A 21,492-nucleotide genomic window follows, 5' to 3' on the forward strand; every position below is an offset into this window, starting at 1 on the left:
GCTATTTTCTCACGGGGTGGTTATTTGGTATTCCAACCCGGTTGGTATTCATCGCTGAAAATCATTTGAACGCGTTCGGCGCGGTCGAAGCCCTCGGTATTGAGCACCTCGATCGCGCGGCGCAGATTTTGGACACGGGGATCGGCAGCCGCATGATTGTCATCATCGGCACGTTCGATACGATCCAGCGCGGCGGCGACTTCTAAAACGCGGGCCCGTATTTCTAAAAACGTGCGTTCCAAGATTTCATCGGCTGTCTGCGTGGCGGACATCGAGTCTACTCCTCTATTCAATTCTTTCTCAGACGTCGTCTGTTGAGACAATCTTCCGGATGCAGAAATTGTCCCTGCGTCATGTGGTGCAATGCTGGCGCACTACTAGCACTCTGCACTGTCCCCCCCAAAATGGGACTCCCCAGCGATCTGAAGCGAGTACGCATCGCATGGGGGGCAATGGAGACTGCCTACCCGATTGGGGCGCTACAATTGTTTCACATTCGTGTCACAAGATTGTCACATTAGTAGTTTCCGCTGCACGGGGGTGGAAATCAAGCGGTGTTGACGGTTGTAGCCGAAAGTCCTGCATTTCAAGTCCGATTTGAGGAGTTTGGGCGCAATTGCCGAATTGCAGAAAGGACGATTTTGTTTTGAGACACGTCGTGCGGTGAGGTCGCGCGCTGTTGGCGTCCAGATATCCAATATCGGTGTGTGAGGCAACAACTGCTCGGGGAAACCCTGCCTGCACTCCTCCCTACGGTCTAAGTCGACCCCTCACGTTCCTGTGAGCGAAGCGGATGCGAGTAAGTGACAAATCCATGACGAACGGATTTTCAAAAACGTTTGACTGCCTAGCCCGCACCACCAATTCTCACGCCTTGGACGTGTTGATTGTTGCGCTCGACGTCCCACGTGAAGAAGTTCGTGACCATGCTGTCAAAGCGGTATTGAAACGTCGCAATCCACGCGGGCACGTCGAATTATTGCGGCGTTTCCACATCTTGCCTGACGCGACCCGCAATATGCTGGAACCCTACGCGGGCACAATGGGCAAGGCCCTGCGGCAATGCGCGAATTCCGGCGAGCAACAACTCGAATCCAACGCGCTGCAATTCATCCGCGAATTCGAGGTCTACGACCAAGTACCGATCTTGTTGGAATTTTTAGCCGAGCAGTCGCAGCAGGAACATCATCGGTATTGCTTGGAGACGGTCGAGGAACTTGCTAACACGCTCTACGAGCATGTGAACCAGACGACGAAGGACAATAAGTATCTTCGCGATGCGCGATTGATTCAGTTACGGATTGTTTCGGCCTTGGAAAAAATATGCGGTCAACCGCACATCCCCGGCTTCGAGCGTCTGTTGGAAAGCCTGTTTATTCTGGGCGATCTGGAAGTGGGTGAAATCCGCAAGATGTTGCGGCAAGACGGACATCCGCGGCGGAAGCACGCCGAAGATTTACTTCGCAGCAGCGACCATCCCGGCATCATGCAGTTGGTTGTGGATTTCATGGCGCTCAGCCATCCCAGTTATCTGTCCTTTCGCTGTTTGGCGGAGCGCGACGATCCGCAGTTTATCTGCCATTTGCTGCGGACGTGGCCGCGGAGTTTGACGATCTCGCAGCGAAAAAACTTCAAACAAATCGAGACGGTCTGTTGGTTGGAAGCGCAACCGTTGGAGTTGGAACTGATTCCCACTGAGCTGCATGCCAAGCTGCTGCAATTCGTCAATGCGACTTCGATCAAGCGGGAGTTCAAGCTCCACGTCGCCGAATGGGTCGTCAGTCATGGCTGCGAAGAAGCGCGGCGCGCGGCGACCGACATGCTCGACGAGTTGGACGGCGGACGGATGCATACGTTGATCGAAGAAGGTTTGGAATCCGATGACGAAGAGGTCCAGGCATGGGCCACCTCACAACTCCGCGCCAAACGCGTTCCCGAGGCGTTCACGAAATTGATCGAGCGATTGGACAGCCCAATGGAGCAGGTCCAACAGGCGGCACGTGAAGAATTGGAGGATTTCAATCTCCGTCGCATTTTGACGTTATACGATCTGTTGGACACACAGACCTGTCGGCTGGCTGGGATATTGATTCAAAAAATCGATCCCGATGCGCTACAGAAGTTGAGCCAGGAAATGACCGGTCCCATGCGGAGTAAACGGATGCGGGCCACTCAAGCGGCGATTGCCATGGGGCTGCAAGAGCCGTTATCGGAAACATTTATCCAACTGTTGGAAGACGACGACGTGCTGGTGCGGCGGACCGCCACCGAAGTCGTGGGCCAAATCCCCGGTGAACAATCATTGACCGCATTGCAAGGCATGCTGGACGATTCCAATCCCAGAATCCGAGAAATTGCCCAGCAAGGAATCGAACGACTCCAAACGACGCCCGCACCCGATGCGCTCGCCGGCGAATGATGTAGGGCAGGCTCCCGCCTGCCATCCCTGATCTTCACCTGTTTAGACGCAGACAAGTGCCTGCCCAACCGAGGCCTGACATGTTGAATCACATTTTCGCCCGCGCCGGTAGCCTGGATGACATCGCCCGTTCGTCATACCACTCGACCACGATGAGCGACAATTTGTTTCTCATCACGTGGATGGGATTGATTGTCGCCTTTTGGGTCGGATTGTATTATTTCGATAAATGGCGAAAGAGCCGCAGTGGCCTTGTCGGCAGTGCCAAATCGTTGTTTCTCGAACTGTGTCGCACGCATGGACTGTCGCGCAAAGAGAGGTCGCTGTTACTCAGGGCAGCCAAATTGTACCAGCCACTTGAGCCGGCGGTGATTTTTGTTGATCCGCAAATTTTGGCACGCTGCGAAAAAGCCCAATCCCCTGAAAAGGAAGGCTATGCCGGCCTGTCTGCGAAATTGTTTGGGATCAAGTCCAAATAGTCCGCAAGCAATCAGACGCCGCTGACAAGCAAGCCGTTCGTCACTCCCGTGTCCAATGCCATGCACCCCGTGTACCCCACGGCAATCGCGGAATCGTGTTACTTTTGAGATAGCCGAGCCCGGTGTGCTGGCTCCCCGCTTCGGATTGACACGCCTGCGGCAATTCCTTATAGCTGCGGCCGATTTCCCGACCGGTTGAGCGATAGGTAAAGGCGCTACGCATGCAAATCAGACGGCTTTCCTCATTATTTTCGCCCGTGCGCTATGGCTATTGCCGCGAATTGTTTCAATCGCCGTTGCGCGCATTGTGCAATTTGGCGTTCATGGGGAAATCCGCATTTTCGCTCACGCTCCGCTCGGGACGCACCGCGAAATTTTCCCGCCAAGGCCGCGACCACAAATTGTGGGACTGGTACTTCGAGCATCGGCCGCCGATCGATTTCACCGAAGACGGTTTGGTACAAATCGAGTGGCGGGGACAATCGGTGCTGCTACGGCCCGGCACGCAGGATTTTTTCATCTTCCACGAGATTTTCATCGACGACGACTACAATCTGTCCGGCCATGACCAGCGGTTGGGAACGGTGATCGATCTGGGAGCCAACGCAGGGTTGTTTTCATCCGCCTTGCTGAGCAAAGCCGAGCGGGTGATTTCTGTCGAAGCAGTTGGCGAGAACTATCGGCACACACTGCGGAATCTGAAACTCAACGACGGCGTCGCTGAGGATGTCTTGCATCTGGCGGTCTCAGCTCATTCCGGGGAAACGCTGAAGTTGTATCACAACTCCCGCAACTCCGGCGGGCATTCCGTGGATCGCAATTGGTCCGAACAACAATCCACCGACACGGATTACGAAACGACCCAGAGCATCTCTCTGGCGGACCTGATCGCCTGGGCGAATTGCGAAACCGTCGACTTGTTGAAGTGCGATATTGAAGGTTCGGAATACGATGCCTTTTTGGCGACCGACGAGCAGACCCTCCAAAAAATCGAGCGGATCGTGATGGAGGTGCACATCTCGGAAACCTATCCGCCGTCGCGACTGTTGAAATTGATCGACCATTTGCGTTCCGCAGGATTCCAAGTCCAGCTCGACCGCGACATGCCGACCACGACGGCGACACAGGCCAGAATGCTCTATGCGGACCGTCGCCACGCGGTTGCGACCAAGGCGGCGTAGGCCGACCGGGGCGGCGCACTCCCTTCCGGGGCCGATTCCCCGTATACTTCATGTTGCAGCCGTTCCCATCCCGACCCTCCTTCTGGCCAAATTCCGCCATGTCGCCGCCACCGTTGAAACTGATCATCATCGCTCGTGACCAAGCTCCGCACGTTCAGGCCGCTTGGGATGCATTGCGCCCGGTGCTGGAGGCGCAGGTGGGCATTGAAATTGTCGGCGTGGAATATGGCGAGACCGATTTTAAAGACTGTCCTGCGGACATTGCCGTGGTGCTCGGCGGAGACGGATCGATTTTACGCGCCTGTCGGCAGATGGGGATGCATCAGATTCCCATCTTGGGCATCAATCTCGGCCGACTCGGATTTCTGGCCGACGTTTCCCCCAAGGAATTCTGCCAGGATATACCCAAACTTCTGGCCCGGGAATACACGGTTGTCGATTACCTGATGTACCAATGCCGCTTGATCCGCCAGGGAGGCGAAGAGCGGGTCCATCTGGGACTGAATGAAGTCGCCATCTCGGCTGGCGCATCGTTTTCGATGATCGATGTGCATCTGGAGATCGATGGAGATCCGGTCACGACTTACAGCGGCGACGGGTTGATTATCAGCACGCCGGTCGGCTCTACAGCGCACAACCTTTCCGCGGGCGGTCCGATTTTGCGACAGGACTTGCCGGCCTTTGTAATCACGCCGATCTGCCCACACACCTTGACCGTTCGTCCGCTGGTCGATCGCGCCGACTGCGTCTATGCCCTGACCGTGCCCAAATGCGCCGAAGGGGTCACGCTGGTCATCGATGGGCAGATCCACGAACCACTGACGGCGGCCGACCGTATCGAAGTCACCCGCGCATCGGTCTCGATGCACATGCTGAAGCTTCCCGGCCACAGCTACTACCGCACACTGCACAGAAAACTCGGCTGGGCCGGCCAACCCCGCTATCAGCAACACTGATGACACCGGTTGAAACCTCGTCCGTAGGCTGCCTATCGACGCACTTATCTTCGCAGGACGAGCGATTCTCCCCCACGAAGAAACCTCATGCCACGAAGCTGTGCGACTAACCAGATTTGCGGGAGAGAAATCCGTTGATTACCAGTGCGGTCATCAGCACCACGCCCATCAACAGCGGTCGCATGCGGTCTTCCAGGAAATCGACTTGGGAGATCAATCCGCTCAGGCCGACGCCCAACACGCTGAAGGTGAGGACACCGATCACCGTCCGGCCGATGCCTCCTTCGCCGCCAAACAGGCTCGTCCCGCCCAACACCACACAGGCCACGGCGCTGAGCAATAACTCGCCGTTTTGATCCAACGTCACGCTCCCCAACCGTCCGGCATTCACCAGGCCGCCCAAGCCGGCCGTCACAGCACAAATGGCCAAGCAAGCGATCACGATCCACCCCGTTCGCACCCCCGCCAACCGCGCGGCTTCGCGATTGCCACCGGTCATATAAACGTAACGGCCGAAGCGGGTATGTTGCAATACCAGGTGGCCCAGAATCATCACGGCAGCTGCCAAGATTGCGGAGTACGGCAAATAGAAATCGTCCGTCACGCGCAACCGCCCGTTGCCGATCTCTTTGAGCACCTCGGGCACGGAAAATTTTTCGCTCTGCGTCAGCGTTTTCGACAACCCGTCGGCGATGTTCATCATGGCGAGCGTGATGATAAAACTGGGCAACCGCGACGAAACCGTTAACAGCCCCGAAATCAAACCCAACAACAGACTGCTGACCAGCGGAACGACGATGACCACCACAAGGGTTGTCACCGAAATATCTCCTTGACCGCCTTCCCCGGCAGCGAATGGTTGTTCGTACAACACACCGCAAGCGCATGCGGTCCACAGCGCCAACATGCCGACCGACAAATCAATTTCCGCGCACAACAGCACGAACGTCAATCCGGTCGACACGATCGCTAATACGGCCCCTTGCTGCAGAACAAGCCGTAAGCGTCCGAACGACAGGAACTCGTCGTTGGTCAGCGTGAAGAACATCACAATGACAAACAGGCTGATCAGCGGCGCGAAGTCGCGTAGGCTGAAACGGCTCAGTACCGAATGGTTTATCTTCTCTTCCAATTCCGTCATGCGTCAACTCAGTTCTTCAATGCTTCGTGGTGTTTGCAGTTTCGGTTGGTGATGTACGTTTTAGTTGCCCGCATTAATCGTTCGTAACCGGCCATGTTCTAAATGCACGACGCGGTCGGCGACCTCGTCCATGCGTTCGCTATGCGTCGCCACAATCACCGTGCCACCCAATTTTTGATATGCCTTCAATTGCTCCATGACCACTGTGGCATTTTTCGGATCGAGATTGCCGGTCGGCTCGTCCGCCAGAATTAACTTGGGAGAATTCAAAAACGCACGCGCCAATGCCGTCCGTTGACATTCCCCCGCACTCAACTCGGCCGGATGATGTCCCGCGCGTCCCGACATTCCTAGGTGGTCCAATAAACGAATCGCCTCATCGCGGGATGACTTGCCCGTCCCGGCCAACAGCACATTGTCCAACACGTTCAGATAGGGGACGAGGTGAAACATTTGAAATACAAAGCCGATCTCATGGCTGCGAATCGTCGCCCGTTCGTGTTGTGGGAGCGCGTATAACTCTCGGTCCCCCATCAACACGCGCCCGCTTGAGGGACGCAACATGCCGGCGGTCGTCAGCAGCAAGGTGGTCTTGCCGCTGCCGCTCGAACCCCGGACGGAGACGAATTCACCAGTCGCAATTTCTAGCGAGACATCGGCCAGCGCCGAGACATCCGCTGATTTTTTGCGGTACGTTTTGGTGATGTGTTCGAATCGAATCATGACGTCAACGAAGTTTCTTATACTGAGTGAGCGGCTTATTTTTACCGTGGCGCGGTCTAGGTGTCACGCAATACCACAGCGGGGTCTTGTGCTGCGGCTGCTGCGGCGGGCAGAAAACTGGCAATCACCGTAAACCCCGTAGCCGCCGCTAATGATGCGTTGAGTAGCGGCCAAGGCCACTTGATGGCGGCGGCGGTCACGGGGAAGATTATCGGTCCGAGGTTTAAGGCCAATGCCCCACCGAGGAAAAAACCGGCCGCTGCGCCGCACAAACCAATCACAATCGCCTTTCCAATAAATAGCGCCATGATCCGTGCTGAGGACCGTCCCAACGCGCGATACAGGCCGACCTCCTGGCGACGATCGTTGACGTTCATCATCGCCAACGCCCCGACGCACAACGCGCAGCCGATGAGAATGATGGGCGTCAAATAGGCAAAAAACTTTTCCGCCGATTGCCGTTGCCGCGCCCGTGCTTCGGCCATCGACTTAAGCATGATGACCTTGGCATCGGGAAAGGCCGAATCCAATTCGCTGCGGAGAATTCCCAATGGGTCTTCGTCGGGTGTCATACACAAACAATCAATCGCTTGAATTTCATTGATTCGGCCCGGCTCACTTAAGATGTCTTGCACGTCCGATAGGTTGGCAGAGACGCGCACGTCCTCACTGGTTCCCGTTTCAGAGAGCGTGCGTTCCACCACAAAGGACTTTCCACCGACATCGAGCGTCTCTCCGTTTTTGATGTTCAACCGCTGCGCGACTTCGAAACCAACATAGACCTTGCCCGGTGGAACGGTGAAGATCATCGGTTTCTTTTTTTGACCCGGTGGGGCATATTCGTTGGAAATCCCTGTCAGCAACACCGGGACTCCGCTCAATTCAAAATGTCGCTGCAATGTGGCGACCAGATGGTTGTAAGACAGACCCGGATATTCGACCAAGCGATGCACGGCTTGTTCGTCCATGGTGAGGTCCGAGTAGCCGGTTGCATAAAACCGATCCATATCGGTTTCGCGAGGAATCACGCGGAGATTGAAGCCCAGGTCACGGGTCACGCGGCGCGTCTCTCGCTCTTGCGCCGTTGTGATCGTGTGAAAGGCAACAAAGATCGCCGTCGCCGCAGCCACAGCGCCGAGACTCAACAGAAAGTTGAATTTGCGATAGCGGATCTCGTTAATGATTAAGCGCATTGTCCCGATCATGCCTGTCCCTGCCTGCGATACAGCAAAAACAACCCGCCGCCTATTGCGACGATGCAAAGCAGGGCGGTCGTAATCACTGCCATGTCTCTCGATGCTAAGCGTGATGTTTCTTCTGGCTCCGCCGCGGTCTCGTCAGTGGTGGTTGTTGCGTTGGGTTTTGACGCGACAACCGCAGGGGGAACTTCGGTGGTTATCGGCTTCTCGGGTGCGTCATCCGCGGTCGAGAGGCTGTCGGCCGATTCCTCATCGAGCGGCGCTTCATCGAGTGGAGATTCATCAATTGAAACGGTATCGACATCGAATTCTCCGTATCCGAGCAAAGGGTCGATGGCAATGGCATCGACTGCATCCTTGGCTGAGCGGTTTTGGTCGCCGCGGGCGATGATGCGGCTGATCTCGACTTTGATCAGCGGGTTTTCCGCATCAAACCCCAAGGCCCGAGTTACGTCTGCTTGCCGGTTGATGTCCCAGGCGTGCGGAAACATCGGTCCTTGCATCCAACTGCGGTCCAATTCGCACTCACACGACTTGCCCACGAGCGCCAAGGTCTCAAACAATTCCGTGCCGCTGATGTCACTGCCGGTGACGACCGGTCCGAGTTGGCGTCCCCGTCCAAATAGCGTCACCACCGCCGGTTCCTTACGTTCTTCCGCACTGAGTCCCCAACTCCAAAGCAACACCGGTTCCTGCGCCGCCTGTTCCGCGGAAACGGTTAACAACTTAGGAGGCGTATCGACCGGTTTATCCATCTGGGCCATAATGCCGTTCAACTGCTTTATCGCGAAACGGCCCGCGTCGGCAGCGCGGCGGTTTTCTTCTGCTGATTCCCCTTCGATCACAACCACAACCGCATAAGCCTCAACGATGGAATTCCAAATCTGATCGCGCAAGGGAGAGGCGACCAGACGACTCAGTTCATTGCCCATTTCTGTTGCGGAGACAGCTACTGGCAACGGATACAAATCGGACTCTGGAGCGACCAACACGAGTTCCGGCGCGTCACTCGCTGCTGTTGCGGAGCGATATTTCAATGCAGGGTGATCGGGATTCGCGACGACGTCGATGACTTCGGCGATCACATTGCTATCCGCAAACCGTGACTGGGCGGTTTTGAGAAATTCCGCCGCGAAATCCGCGTGTGAGTCGCTATCCAGAAAACAATACAAACGATACGGCTGCGAACTGAGATCCACAAAACCGACATCCCGCACCGAGTACTTGCAAGCCGTGGCGGTCGCCGGCGCTAAGCAGAACGCGACACAGACGGCGCAATACAAAATTCGCGCCGTCCGCTTCAGCTGGTTATTGCAAAATCGTCTCAACATGCATGCCAATTCTGGAAAGAAGTCGCGTTGTCTCCTGGTTATAAGATAAGTGGCCGATTCGCTGTTGTACATGCTCAACGGGCCGAGGGCTTTTGAGATGGGCATCATTCCTGCCGTGGTGGTCGCTGCCGGGGCAGGGGAATCGAGAGAAGTCGGGCGGACCGTAACGACGATAACACTTTAGCCGGTCCGCTCGGAATTCCGACACAAGTGTACAGGGCGAGAGAATTTCGCTCTTCAGCAGCCACCGCCAAAAAGCATTGTGCATCACGTAGGTAGAGAATTGCCATGGATGACGAACCTGCGGGCGTCCCAGAATGGGTCGTGACTTACGGTGACATGATGTCACTGTTGTTGACCTTTTTTATCATGCTCGTCTCGCTCAGCGAAGTCGTCGCGGATTCGAAATACCGCGCCGTGATGGCGGCGCTGCATGGATATTTGGGATACAGCACGGCTCCCGCAGCTCCGGCGGGGAAGAACTATCCACTGAATAGTCTGGTGGAGAGGATGAAATCGCTGGGCGCCTTTCGCGACGATGTCCCCAAGAAAAAACGGGGCACCGGGGGCGTGCGTATCAAGGCACCCGACGGGACGCATCTCCGTGTATTCCGCGGGCGTGAAGGGACGGCGATTACGATCGGGGGCGAGCTTTCCTTCAAGAGGGGAAGCAGCAAAGTCTCGCCGGAGGTAGCCGCTATTGTTCGCACGATTGCCGAAAAGCTTGCCGGCAAACCGAACAAGATTGAAGTGCGGGGACATTCGTCAAACGACGAAGTCCCCCAGGATCCTCAATTGGATAAGGTGCAGCTCTCTTATCAACGGGCGCGCGCCGTTGCCGATTTACTCGTCCGCGATGGAGTTGAACAACGCCGATTGCGGATCAGCGCCGCCGGCGACACCGAGCCGATCGACGACATCGGAGATGAAGATTCCGTCGATCACGCCCGTGTCACCGTCTTCGTCTTGGACACCTACGCGCAAGAGTTCGTAGGGACAGCCGATGCCGAAGAATGACGCAGCGCTGCGGTAATTCGAATTCGCCGAATTAGCTGTTCGGGCTTGCCGATTCAGCGGCGGAATCGATGCGAAACAGCAAGGTCCCTTCCGATTTGGTCAGCGCGGGTTGCCGGTGGGTCGCCAGCGTTTGATGCGGTGCAAGGGGCACCAGTGCGCCGGAAAAGGCATGCGGCTTGAGCGTCATCTCATGCTCACTGTCGCGGCGGCGCATCTCGTCGAGCACAATCGGATGCCAAGTCGCATCCCGCTCTTCGCTCGCCACATGGTGTTGCCTCGCCCATCTCCGTAATCGTAGTTCGTCTACTACATCCATGCCAACGTCCGTGGTCCCGGCCATATCGCGCCTCCTCGGTGAGTTGGAAATATTAATGAGAAAATCAACCATCCCCGGACATACACTTTGGCCAACCATCTTCCGATCTCGGTTTCTAGACCGACAGCAAATAATGGTGGCCGCCCGGTTCCCCGTCTCGCTGGCCGAGAGAAGTCGCGAGCAGTTGAGTCCCGTGCCTTCAAGGCGGGGCTCATGGATGAACGTTGCCGGCCCCCTCAGAAAACAATGGGGGCCAGCACGTGTGGTTGATTGATCGGAACAGAATCAGCGGGGAAGTTCCCAACTATTCGTTCCTGCTTTTACATCGGCTGGGCTTGTCTCAAAACGTCGCAAAAACCGGCGCGGACTGAAGGCCAAGTCGGTTTTGGCCGGCATCAACCCGCATGCCGCGATTGACCGGCAGGACTTTCCTGAGCAGCCAACTGCATACCGGCGGTAAGGTCGGGAAGCTGTGCCTCCGCCTGATCGCCCAGATACCGTGTCCGCAGTAAGGCAATGCCGGAAACCATCCACCCCAGGGCTTCAAAATGGACCAACGGTTCAAGCGTCCCATACCACACCGAAGCGGAATAACCCAAAAACATGCCAAAAAATACGCCATTGCCCAGAATACCGTCAATCGTGGCAAACGGCCCGGCAAAATGTTGACGGCTGATCGTGATGGGCCACCAACGCGGCACGGTTTTGCAATAGGCGTCAAACTGAGCGCCCCATTCCTGTTTCAAAAAGCCTTCTTCGTACCGGATCACGCGACCGTAACGCAGCCAATGCACGGCGACAAAAATCGCGGCGAACACCGGTCCAAAGAACATTCCAAAACCGGCAAAAATCAACAGCGTGCCGACGTACAGCGGGTTGCGTATGGCGGCAAACGGGCCCCCGACCACCAAACGGTCATTGCGGGCCGTCAAACCGGTGACGACTTCCGCAGTTAAGAAACTCGTCCCCCAAATGCGGATCGCCAGTCCGCAACCGGCCAGCAACGTGGCGATGAATCCATAGGTCGGATCAATCGGGGGCGCGTACCAGACGCCCTGGGATCCATTCCAAAAATAATAGATGGCAGCCAGCACGGGTTGGCTCAAAAAGAGTATCGCGATGCGCCATCGGTATTCCCAAGGTTGTGCAGCTTGAAATATGTTCATATGGGTTCCCCTGGTGTCAGCCTCGGCCGATGTAAAGTTGTTCATTGGGTAGCACAATCGCCTCCAACATATTCACCTCAGGCGGTAAGGTGGCCATCGTCAGCGCGACTTTGGCAATCGTTTCCATGCTCATCATGGGTTCGTCATCAGAATTCAAACCGGATTCAACACGACGTTCGACCCGCACGTTTCCGGGGTGCAGGCAACTGCAGATGATTCCAAAAGGCCGCCCGTCCAGAGCGGTCGCTTGCGTCAATCCCCACACGCCGAATTTCGCCGCTGTATACGGACCACATGCCTCGCGGGTGCGTTGGGCGGAAATCGAACCGATGTTGATAATCCGACCGCCTCCCTGTTCTTTCATCATGGAGAAGGCACTGCGGCTACAAAGGAACGCGCCGGTCAAGCAGGCACCGATCACATTGTTCCAACCCTCGGTCGTCACCTGATCCAGCCGGCCCCCATCGAAGGCGCCCGCGTTGTTGATCAGCACATCCACACGACCAAACCGCTCCTGGATGAGGCTGAAAAACTGCTCAACCGCCGCATCGTCAGAGACATCGGTGGAAACCGCCAAGACGTCGGCGCCCCCTTGCGTCAATTCTTTTTCAACTTTGCCAAGCTTCTCCATGTTTCGCGCACAGAGCGCCAACTTGGCTCCTTCGGCGGCGAATGCTTCGGCAATGGCTTTGCCAATCCCTTGATTCGCACCGGTAATCACACAAACTTGACCGTCGAGTTGTGGCATAAACTACGCCTTTTCTATTCAGGTTGCCTGTTTAGCCTAGATTATCTTAGCGTCTCTAGTTGACAGCCTCAAGAATATTTCACCCAAATTTGGTACCTCGGCCCAGGCGCAACGGTTGCCAGGAGCACTGATTCCAGGGTGGCGAAGGTCGCTATCTCAATTCAGCCGCTGCCATTACGGTATATCGGGCACCCCGGGACGTCAGTTCAGACTGATACAGTTCCAAGGATTCAACGATGTGACTTCCGTAATCGGTGTTAGCGTTGTGGGCGACATAAGTCGCGAGTTCCACCGGTGCAGTCCCTTTAATACGAGCGACCGTGAGGTGTGGAGCAAAGGGGCGTGATTCGCGGGAGAATCTCAACGGTGTTAGGCGTTCATGGAACGTCTCCACCAATTCCCCCAATCCGGCATCTGTGCGCAATCCAACCCACACAACATTTGGACGGCGCAGATGCGGAAACGCTCCCATCCCGTGGAGATCGACCAGGAATGGCTCCCGTCCGGCCGCCGCCTTGTTGAGGATGTCTGTGAGGGGGGCAATCAACTCCTCTTGGGGGTCGCCCAGAAATTTAAGCGTCACGTGCCAATTCTCTGGCGCGACCGGGCGGACGGATCGTCCCAGTTCACCCAGATCGGCGTGCACGCGCTGCAATTTCGGATTGGCAGCGATTCGGAATGCAAGAAATGTCCGCAGCAAAGTTACACAACCTGTTCGGTTTTGACTTGCCGGTCCGCTGTCGATGACGTCTACTGCTCAGGGACCTCCCTGATGACTTTATGACAATATGCTTGACGATTCCACAACACGATCGATTTCCCGCGGGCGACTGCTGGTTGTTGCGGCGGCGCTGCTCTGGAGTACCAGTGGTGTCATCGTCAAGAGCCCTCCGCTGCAGCAGTTGATGCCGCAGTCGGAACGCGGCCCGACGATTGCCTGTTATCGGGCAGCAGCGGCGGCAATTTGTCTGTTGCCGTTCGTGAATTACAGCCGCATTCGATTTCGCCCTGCGCTGGTTCCGTTGGTTTGTTCGTTTGCTGCGATGAACTGGCTATTTATTTCGGCGATGACTTACACCACCGCAGCAGCGGCGATTTTTCTGCAATACACCAGTACGTTTTGGGCGTCGCTGTTCGGCGTGGTCTTTTTGAAGGAGCCGCTGGAACGCCGTAACATGGTGGCGCTCGGATTCGCCTTGGCCGGCATTTCTTGGATTGTGGCTGCTGATTGGAATAACGAGCGGTTTTGGGGCACGTTGATGGGGTTGGGCAGTGGGTTCGCCTATGGCGGCGTGGTCGTCAGTCTGCGCGTCCTGCGTGAGGAAAACGGTCCTTGGCTCATTGCGCTTTGTCACGTTGTCAGCTGTGGCGTGCTGTTGCCTTGGGTCCTGTCGGGCAGCGCGGTTCCGGACGGCATGCAATGGAGCATGATCATCCTGTTGGGAGTCATGCAAATGGCAATTCCCTACGTGTTGTTTTCGCGGGGTTTACGCTACATTCCCATCCAAGAAGCCGCCTTGATCCCGTTGTTCGAGCCGATTTGCAATCCGTTGTGGGTCTGGCTGGTTTGGAATGAAAGCATTCCTGGCCCAACGCTGATCGGCGGCGCCATGATTGCGGCCGGATTGTGCCTGCGCTCACTGAGAGGATGGAAAGTCCGTGGAGGCGGGCAGTGATTTTCTCGGAGTGCCGCGCGCTCCCGTCGGTTGAACGAAACAGGGCACGGGGAATTGGCCCCCATGCCCTGTTCTGTTTTACGTTCAACATCGCGACAAACGTTACCCTTTGGCGGCGGCCAGGGCAGCGTCATAGTTGGGTTCGTCGGCGATTTCGCTGACGTATTCAACGTGTGTCAATTTGTTGTCCGGACTGATCACAAAGATCGCTCGGGCCAAGACGCGATCCAGTGGACCGCCGGAAATGGTCACGCCATAATCGTCACCGAATTTCGTGCAGCGGTGGCCGCTCAGGCAGGAGACGTTTTCCACGCCTTCGGCTCCGCACCAACGTTTTTGACCGAACGGCAAATCCATGCTCACGCACAGGACTTCGACGTTGTCCAACGTGCCGGCGACTTCGTTGAATTGTTTGGTTTCTTTGTGGCAGGTCGGCGTATCCAGCGACGGCACGGTGGCGATGATCCGCGTTTTACCAGCCGAGCTGGCCAATGTGATGTCGCTCAGGTCCGCGCCTTGCAGTGTGAAATCGGGGGCATCGTCGCCAACTTTGAGTTCCGGTCCGACCAAATCCACCGGACCGCCTTTGAGCGTGACCGCTCCTTTACGAGTATCAGCCATGGTTGTGCTCCTTGAATCCTATTTTCCAAAATGGTGATCAGCGCGTTTCCACAGCGTGGTTCGCCGACGCGGCCGACCGGCCGCTACTGAGTGCAAAATCCAATATGCCTTGAAGTATGGCGATTCAAACTCGACTTGCAAGCGTTACAGGTGCGCAGTTTCTTCTTCGGCCCAAGTTGCTTAGAATGGCGGCGGCCGAGGGTGATTGCGAACCGGAAAGTGGATGTGTAGGTCATTTAATTCCGGGGGACAGCCCTGTTCTCGGTCCTCGAATTTCGTATCTGGTTGTGGAAGTTGTCGTGAGTTATGACGGACTCGGTTTATCATTTTGATGTGGTTGTGGTGGGGGCGGGGCACGCCGGTGTTGAGGCTGCGCTAGCGGCCGCGCGGATGGGGGCCAAGACCGCGCTGCTCAGTATGAGTTGCGACACGGTCGCCGCCATGAGTTGCAATCCGGCGATCGGCGGAATTGCCAAAGGGCAAATTGTCCGCGAAATCGACGCACTCGGCGGTTGGATGGGGCGGGCCATCGACGAAACCGGCATCCAATTCCGCATGCTCAATCGGGGCAAAGGCCCCGCCATGCACAGCCCCCGCGCACAGGCTGATAAAAAAGCGTATCAGTTCTACATGAAATGTGTCGTTGAGGATCAAGAGAACCTGACCTTGCGGCAAGAATTGGTCGAGCAGTTGTTGGTCGAAGACGGAATCGCGACGGGCGTCCGAGTCCGCGGCAATGCGGTTTATCGCGCCCCAGCTGTGGTGTTGACGACCGGCACGTTTCTGCAAGCAGTGATGCACACCGGCGAAGCCAAGACGGCTGGCGGCCGCGCGGGCGAAGGGACCACCGGGACGTTATCCGACAGTTTGCGAGAATTGAATTTCGAACTCGATCGTTTCAAAACCGGTACCCCGGCGCGATTGAACGGACGCACGATCGATTTCGCTGCCACCGAACGTCAACCGGGCGACGACGATCCGCAACCCTTTTCGTTCCTCACCGATCGCATCACACAACCACAGATGGATTGCCATCTGACGACAACTACACCCCAAGTGCATGACCTGATTCGTGAGAATCTGCACCGCGCGCCGATGTATAGCGGACAAATCCAAACCACCGGTCCGCGGTACTGCCCCTCCATCGAAGATAAAGTCGTGCGGTTCGCCGAACAAACGGGGCACCAGATATTTCTGGAACCGGAGGGCCGCAATACGCGGGAGTATTATTGCAACGGCATCTCCACCAGTCTGCCGCGCGATGTGCAGGACAAAATGATGCGCATGATTCCCGGCTTGGAACGAGCCGAAATTATGCGTTACGGCTATGCGGTCGAATACGACTTCGCCGTCCCCACGCAGTTGCATGCGACGTTGGAAACCAAAACAGTCGCTGGATTGTATTTTGCCGGACAAATCAACGGGACCACCGGATATGAAGAGGCGGCCGGGCAAGGGCTGCTGGCGGGTTGCAATGCCGCTTTGAAAATCGCCGGAAAACCGCCCTTGATTCTGGACCGCGACCAAGCGTATCTCGGCGTATTGATCGACGACTTGGTGACCAAGGGAGTCGATGAACCGTATCGCATGTTCACGTCACGGGCAGAGTACCGGTTATTATTGCGGCACGACAATGCGGATCGACGGCTGACGCGATTGGCCCATGCCGCGGGACTGGTCGATGACGAGCGGATGCAACGACTGCAATCGTTGGAGGAAGAACTGGCCCGCGCAGCCGCATTGCTCTCGACGAAATTCCACGAGGGGAACAAGTTGGAACAAGTCTTACGACGACCCGAAGTCGATTGGACGCAGTTGTGCGCAATTTCTTCCGAAGCGGCCGCGTTGAATTTGTCACCGCAGGCACAAACACAAATCACGATTGAAACAAAATACGCGGGATACATTCGTCGCCAAACATCCCAAATCGCCAAGCAAGCACGATTAGCCGCCGTCCCCATTCCGGCAGAGTTTGATTACCACGCGGTTCCGCAATTGCGGACGGAAGCAAAAGAAAAATTGGCGAAGATTGCTCCCCGTGATATTTCGCACGCGGAGCGGATCAGCGGGATCACTCCGGCGGATTTGGCAATCGTGCTTTTGTATCTTGAAGACCCAAGTCGGGTCGCATCTTAGGGACCATAAGACGAGTAATATTGTGACTCTGCAAAGGGCACCATAAGCCTCGCCATTTGGGGGCGCACGGCGAATACGAAGGGTATTGCACGATTCCGCAGAATGGATATAATGTGGATCAACGGTAAAATCGGTAAGCATTCTGCAGTCTTCCCGTTTGCCTGAATATGCCCATTTGGCCATATTTAAGCAGCTTGGCGTTGACTCGGTTATTGTTTATTGACTGTTGACACTGAAAAATCAAATTGGCACTGAACGTAATTGGCATTGGAAGTCACGTTCATACGACGATGAGTGTTTTGGACTGGAGCGGTTCACCAGGGCCATCCAGTCACCCGGATTGTCCTGATCCACGCAGCCTCCCCACGTTTTGCCCGCAACGTTTCGAGATCTTTGCATGCAGATGTGGTGTGGATGCCTTGAGAGGTCGGTCCGAAAAGCGGTTGTCGCGGTCAGGGAGGGCTTGGCCTCTCTTCGCGGAGGGATTCACGAGAGGTTCTGTTACGTCGGATGCGGGATCGCAGACCGATGGTGAAGGTGGACGAGCACCATGAAAACAGTCTTTACGACCGGTGAGGCGGCAAAGGTCTGCAAAGTCAGTCAGCAAACGATTATTCGTTGTTTCGACTCAGGCCAACTCAAGGGGTTCCGGGTTCCCGGATCCCGGTTTCGTCGGATTCCTCGGGACTTGCTGTACAAGTTCATGAAGGAAAACGGTATTCCAACCGATGCGCTAGAAAGCGGACGCCGCAAGGCGCTGGTAGTGGATGACGACGAAGAACTAGTAGAATTGATCAGCGACGCATTGGAAGCTGACGGCCGTTTCGAAATCCGTACGGCCAACAACGGGTTCGATGCCGGGATGATGGTCAAGGAATACCGGCCCGACGTCATCGTGCTGGACGTCATGCTTCCGGACATCAACGGTAAAGAAGTGTGCCAGCGCGTACGCAGCGATTCGAATTTGGACGATACGCGGATCATCTGTATCAGCGGTATGGTCGAAGAGGACAAAAAAGGGGAACTGATTGAGGCCGGCGCGAATGTGTTTCTGCAAAAACCATTCGAAGTCGACGCGCTTGTCGATGAGCTGTGTAGCCAGTTGGACATCGAACCGACCAGCGGGAAATAGTCAGCGAATTCAACGAGAGGCCCAGCCCGGCAAATCCCGGGCTGGGCTTTTTTTACTACAAGTCGTTACAAATCAACGCGGCAAACATCCCCCGGTTCAATTTCACGTTGTCACCGGAATCAATAATCCATGCGCCCGCTTTTCAATGATCCACCGGCTCATTCCGGCAATACAGGCCCGACCATGGACTCCGAATTGGCGCAGCAACAGTTATGGCAAGCCAAGTTGGAGGCATTGGCCGAATTCGCCGCCGGGGCGGGTCACGAAATTAACAATCCGTTGGCCGTGATCATCAACCGTGCGCAGCGTCTTCTGGATGAGGAGTCCGACCCGCGACGTCGACGGGAACTGGCTGCCATCGGTGCTCAAGCGTATCGCATTCGCGACATGATCGGCGATACGATGCTGTTTGGCCGACCTCCCGAACCAGTTCCCCAAGCGTGTGATTTGGCGGCCACGGTCAGCGAAGTTGCGGACAAGCTCGCCGAAGTTTTCGCCGCTACGGGCACGACGTTGGAACAGCAGATCGAGGACTGCCCAGCACTCCACGCCGATCCGCTGCAACTGAAAATCGTCATCAGCAGTTTGTTGCAAAACGCCGCCGAAGCCACCGGAGAACAGGGCCGCGTGCGGGTCACCACGACATCTGTCTTGGAAGGCACCGCACGGTTTGTTAGGCTGTGCGTCATCGACAACGGCCCCGGCTTGAGCGATATCGACCGGGAGCATTTGTTCGACCCGTTTTATTCCGGACGGCAAGCTGGTCGTGGATTGGGTTTCGGCCTGTCCAAATGCTGGCGGATTGTCGATGGTCACGGCGGACGGATTGACGTTTCGCGTACACCGTCGGAAGAAACGGTCTGCGCGGTGTTTTGGCCCACGCACGACAACGGCAACAACGACAAGTAGGTGAGTTGCCGCGGCTGCATTTGATGCAAGGGTGCGCCATTTTGTCGTACGATGGAGCGGCCTCGTTTTGCCTCATCGAGAGTATGCCAAAGGAATGGTGGCTGAGTGATGAAAACGTTCTCGGCGAGTTGTCTGCTACTGCTGTTGCTGGCGCATCCCGCCTGTGGGCAAGTGCCGGCCGCCGAGCGTAACCCGCCTCCGTTGCCCCCGCAATTTCGCATCCTCAATCCGGGTGTGGTCATCTCCGGTGTCCCGGTTTCAAAAGTGGTCATCGAAGCCCTCGATCCGGACGGACAACTGGATACCGGTTTCAACGACCGTGCGATGATCGAAGGCATCATCATTCGCACTGCCGGCAAACCCAAGGCGATTCCTCCGTTTCAACATGGTCTCCTGACGCTCACCACCGACTTCGCCCGCGAGACGAAGGTCTACGTGGAAAGCAACAAAATTTCCGTCCACCGATTGAAGCAGCCACAGCGGACTGTCGTGTTGTCGGTCGTACGGATTTCGGGACTGCTCAGCCTATTGCCGCCGCTACTGGCGATTGGCGTTGCCGTTTGGCTGCGGAACGTCATTGTCGCACTGTTTGCCAGCGTCTGGGTGGGGGCGGTCATATTAGCGCGAGGCAATTTTTATGCCGGCTTCGTTCGCACGCTCGATACGTACTTGCTGAATCAACTAACGCAGCCCAATGATCCAGCGCACTCGCATTTGCTCATTTTACTGTTCACGATGTTTCTCGGCGCGACGATTGGTGTGATGTCGGCCAGCGGCGGCACGCATGCGCTGGTGGACTCGATGTCGCGGTTTACGCGGACACGTCAGCGGGGCCAGTTGATGACGTGGTGTCTCGGTATGGTCGTGTTCTTTGATGATTACGCCAATACCATGCTCGTCGGAACGACGATGCGGCCGGTGACCGATCGTCTGAAAATCTCGCGTGAGAAACTGTCGTTTCTGGTCGATTCCACAGCGGCCCCGGTCGCCGGTTTGGCGTTGATATCCACGTGGGTGGGATTTGAATTGGGCCAGATCCAGGACACGTATACGATCTTGGGACTCGATTCACAGAGCGTGTACGAGGTTTTTCTGTTTAGCATCCCTTTTCGATTCTATGCGGTTTATTTGCTGGTGTTCGTCGCTTTGATTGCAATCGTGGGTCATGACTATGGTCCGATGCTCAAAGCCGAAATCCGTACTTTGGTTTATGACCAACCAGCCGCGCCGGGATCGGCCGTTGCGGTCAATGACTCGCCATCGGTCGACCTGCCCGATCGGCCGACTGCTTTCAATGCGATCATTCCCCTGGTCGGTCTCGTTGCATTGGTGTTGCTGGGCCTATGGTTCAGCGGGAGCCGTCTGCTGGATGTCGCCAATGCGCAGGCAGTTGCATCGGGTCAGCCGGTGTTGGAAAAAACGATCTGGCGGGTCATCGCATTGGCCGAATCGAACCGCGTGTTGTTTTTTGCGTCCTTCACGGCCTCACTGGTTGCCATGGCAACGGCATTGCTCTTCAAGTCGTTAACGTTGAATCAAGCGGTCGAAGCTTGGCTGAATGGAGCCAAGAGTATGTTTTTGGCCGTGGTGATTTTGATCCTGGCGTGGGCCTTGGCCGATATTTGTCAGGCAGGCCAATTGAATACAGCCGGTTTTCTTGTCGAACATACGCAGCAAACACTCGCCGTCCAATGGGTGCCGGCCGTGGTGTTTGTTTTGGCGGGTGTGATTTCCCTGGCAACGGGAAGCTCCTTCACGACCATGGGACTGCTGATGCCGCTGGCGATCACCATCACGCACAGTAAACTGGCCCTGCTCAACCAGGGAGATCCCAGCCATCATTTGATGGTCGCTTCGATCGGAGCGGTCCTGTCCGGCGCTATTTTTGGTGATCATTGTTCGCCGATTTCCGATACGACGGTCCTTTCGTCGGCCGCCACAAATTGCGACCACCTGGATCACGTCGGCACGCAAGTCCCGTACGCGCTGACCGTCGCCGGCGTCTCACTACTGTTTGGTTATATCCCCATCGGTTTTGGCTATTCGTTTTTAGTCGCCCTGTTGCCGATGGGGGCCATTGTGTTGCTGTTGATCATTCAATTCTACGGCCGATCGGCTGAGACCCAAGCCAATATCATCCTGGCTGAAATCGGCGAAGCGACTCCGGAATCCAACGTCGCAGACGACGAATCCGAAGAGGCGAATGAGGATGAAGAAAAACGCGAACGCCGCCTGGAACGTGAGGCCGCCGAAGCGGCTGAAGCCGAAGCAGAGGTGGAAGAAGAGCCGTCGGAAGACGATGAGGGCGGAAAGTATTAAGTCCCCGCCCTCAATCGCTCAGT

The 21,492-nt window shown here is 56.2% G+C and carries 20 protein-coding genes; 10 read left to right on the forward strand and 10 right to left on the reverse strand.

Going from position 1 to position 21,492, the window contains the following annotated elements; all coding sequences use genetic code 11:
• Positions 1-20 precede the first annotated feature (20 nt).
• The gene (locus tag CA54_RS16370; protein ID WP_146371881.1) at positions 21-272 is read right to left on the reverse strand and encodes a hypothetical protein; all 252 of its coding nucleotides are present in this window, start codon (positions 270-272) and stop codon (positions 21-23) included.
• A 542-nt stretch (positions 273-814) separates the two neighbouring features.
• On the opposite strand from CA54_RS16370, the gene CA54_RS16375 reads away from it, so the two are divergent.
• The 4 genes from CA54_RS16375 (at position 815) to CA54_RS16390 (ending at position 5,035) form a co-directional block, all read left to right on the forward strand.
• Positions 815-2,419 carry a HEAT repeat domain-containing protein gene (locus CA54_RS16375; protein WP_197532507.1) on the forward strand — a complete coding sequence of 535 codons (1,605 nt, stop codon included), beginning with the start codon at positions 815-817 and terminating at the stop codon, positions 2,417-2,419.
• 80 nt (positions 2,420-2,499) lie between these two features.
• A complete protein-coding gene (locus CA54_RS16380) occupies positions 2,500-2,898 on the forward strand; it encodes a hypothetical protein (RefSeq protein WP_146371883.1) in 399 nt (132 codons plus the stop codon).
• 221 nt (positions 2,899-3,119) lie between these two features.
• Entirely contained in the window at positions 3,120-4,079 is a 960-nt protein-coding gene (locus tag CA54_RS16385) for an FkbM family methyltransferase (protein WP_146371884.1), read from the forward strand.
• A gap of 98 nt (positions 4,080-4,177) precedes the next feature.
• A complete protein-coding gene (locus CA54_RS16390; protein ID WP_146371885.1) occupies positions 4,178-5,035 on the forward strand; it encodes an NAD(+)/NADH kinase in 858 nt (285 codons plus the stop codon).
• Positions 5,036-5,141: 106 nt separating this feature from the next.
• Here CA54_RS16390 and CA54_RS16395 read toward each other — a convergent pair whose 3' ends face one another.
• From CA54_RS16395 to CA54_RS16410, 4 genes are read right to left on the reverse strand one after another with little or no spacing between them, the layout of a single operon-like run.
• Positions 5,142-6,176 (reverse strand): ABC transporter permease, encoded by a 1,035-nt coding sequence (locus CA54_RS16395; RefSeq protein WP_146371886.1) that lies wholly within the window; start codon positions 6,174-6,176, stop codon positions 5,142-5,144.
• A 60-nt stretch (positions 6,177-6,236) separates the two neighbouring features.
• Positions 6,237-6,899 carry an ABC transporter ATP-binding protein gene (locus CA54_RS16400; RefSeq protein ID WP_146371887.1) on the reverse strand — a complete coding sequence of 221 codons (663 nt, stop codon included), beginning with the start codon at positions 6,897-6,899 and terminating at the stop codon, positions 6,237-6,239.
• Positions 6,900-6,955: 56 nt separating this feature from the next.
• Complete coding sequence (locus tag CA54_RS16405; protein WP_146371888.1) at positions 6,956-8,104, reverse strand: ABC transporter permease; 1,149 nt, start codon at positions 8,102-8,104, stop codon at positions 6,956-6,958.
• Entirely contained in the window at positions 8,101-9,429 is a 1,329-nt protein-coding gene (locus tag CA54_RS16410) for a hypothetical protein (RefSeq protein ID WP_146371889.1), read from the reverse strand. Before CA54_RS16410 ends, CA54_RS16405 begins: the two co-directional genes overlap by 4 nt.
• A 288-nt stretch (positions 9,430-9,717) precedes the next feature.
• Here CA54_RS16410 and CA54_RS16415 point away from each other — a divergent pair, with 288 nt between their 5' ends.
• Complete coding sequence (locus CA54_RS16415) at positions 9,718-10,446, forward strand: OmpA/MotB family protein (protein ID WP_146371890.1); 729 nt, start codon at positions 9,718-9,720, stop codon at positions 10,444-10,446.
• Positions 10,447-10,477: 31 nt separating this feature from the next.
• On the opposite strand, the gene CA54_RS16420 is transcribed toward CA54_RS16415, so the two are convergent.
• From CA54_RS16420 to thpR, 4 genes are all read right to left on the reverse strand, one after another.
• On the reverse strand, positions 10,478-10,786 hold the full coding sequence (locus tag CA54_RS16420) for a hypothetical protein (RefSeq protein ID WP_146371891.1): 309 nt from the start codon (positions 10,784-10,786) through the stop codon (positions 10,478-10,480).
• A 371-nt stretch (positions 10,787-11,157) separates the two neighbouring features.
• On the reverse strand, positions 11,158-11,928 hold the full coding sequence (locus CA54_RS16425; RefSeq protein WP_197532508.1) for a methyltransferase family protein: 771 nt from the start codon (positions 11,926-11,928) through the stop codon (positions 11,158-11,160).
• Between the two features lie 16 nt (positions 11,929-11,944).
• Positions 11,945-12,676, reverse strand: coding sequence for an SDR family oxidoreductase (locus CA54_RS16430; RefSeq protein ID WP_146371893.1), 732 nt, complete (start codon positions 12,674-12,676; stop codon positions 11,945-11,947).
• 151 nt (positions 12,677-12,827) lie between these two features.
• On the reverse strand, positions 12,828-13,376 hold the full coding sequence (gene thpR, locus CA54_RS16435; protein ID WP_197532509.1) for an RNA 2',3'-cyclic phosphodiesterase: 549 nt from the start codon (positions 13,374-13,376) through the stop codon (positions 12,828-12,830).
• Between the two features lie 88 nt (positions 13,377-13,464).
• Here thpR and CA54_RS16440 point away from each other — a divergent pair, with 88 nt between their 5' ends.
• On the forward strand, positions 13,465-14,352 hold the full coding sequence (locus CA54_RS16440) for a DMT family transporter (protein WP_146371895.1): 888 nt from the start codon (positions 13,465-13,467) through the stop codon (positions 14,350-14,352).
• A 102-nt stretch (positions 14,353-14,454) separates the two neighbouring features.
• Here CA54_RS16440 and tpx read toward each other — a convergent pair whose 3' ends face one another.
• Positions 14,455-14,973, reverse strand: coding sequence for a thiol peroxidase (gene tpx / locus CA54_RS16445; RefSeq protein WP_146371896.1), 519 nt, complete (start codon positions 14,971-14,973; stop codon positions 14,455-14,457).
• A gap of 306 nt (positions 14,974-15,279) precedes the next feature.
• Between tpx and mnmG the strand changes: the two genes are divergently transcribed.
• The 4 genes from mnmG to CA54_RS16465 all read left to right on the forward strand — a co-directional run bounded on the left by mnmG (position 15,280) and on the right by CA54_RS16465 (position 21,469).
• On the forward strand, positions 15,280-17,109 hold the full coding sequence (gene mnmG, locus CA54_RS16450) for a tRNA uridine-5-carboxymethylaminomethyl(34) synthesis enzyme MnmG (RefSeq protein ID WP_146371897.1): 1,830 nt from the start codon (positions 15,280-15,282) through the stop codon (positions 17,107-17,109).
• A 550-nt stretch (positions 17,110-17,659) separates the two neighbouring features.
• The gene (locus CA54_RS16455; protein WP_145378597.1) at positions 17,660-18,241 is read left to right on the forward strand and encodes a response regulator; all 582 of its coding nucleotides are present in this window, start codon (positions 17,660-17,662) and stop codon (positions 18,239-18,241) included.
• 129 nt (positions 18,242-18,370) lie between these two features.
• Positions 18,371-19,150: a two-component system sensor histidine kinase NtrB gene (locus CA54_RS16460; protein WP_146371898.1), complete on the forward strand. Its 780-nt coding sequence runs from the start codon at positions 18,371-18,373 to the stop codon at positions 19,148-19,150.
• Positions 19,151-19,258: 108 nt separating this feature from the next.
• Entirely contained in the window at positions 19,259-21,469 is a 2,211-nt protein-coding gene (locus CA54_RS16465; protein ID WP_146371899.1) for a Na+/H+ antiporter NhaC family protein, read from the forward strand.
• Positions 21,470-21,492: the final 23 nt, after the last annotated feature.

The sequence above is a fragment of the Symmachiella macrocystis genome (assembly GCF_007860075.1).
In the GTDB taxonomy this organism is placed as follows: domain Bacteria; phylum Planctomycetota; class Planctomycetia; order Planctomycetales; family Planctomycetaceae; genus Symmachiella; species Symmachiella macrocystis.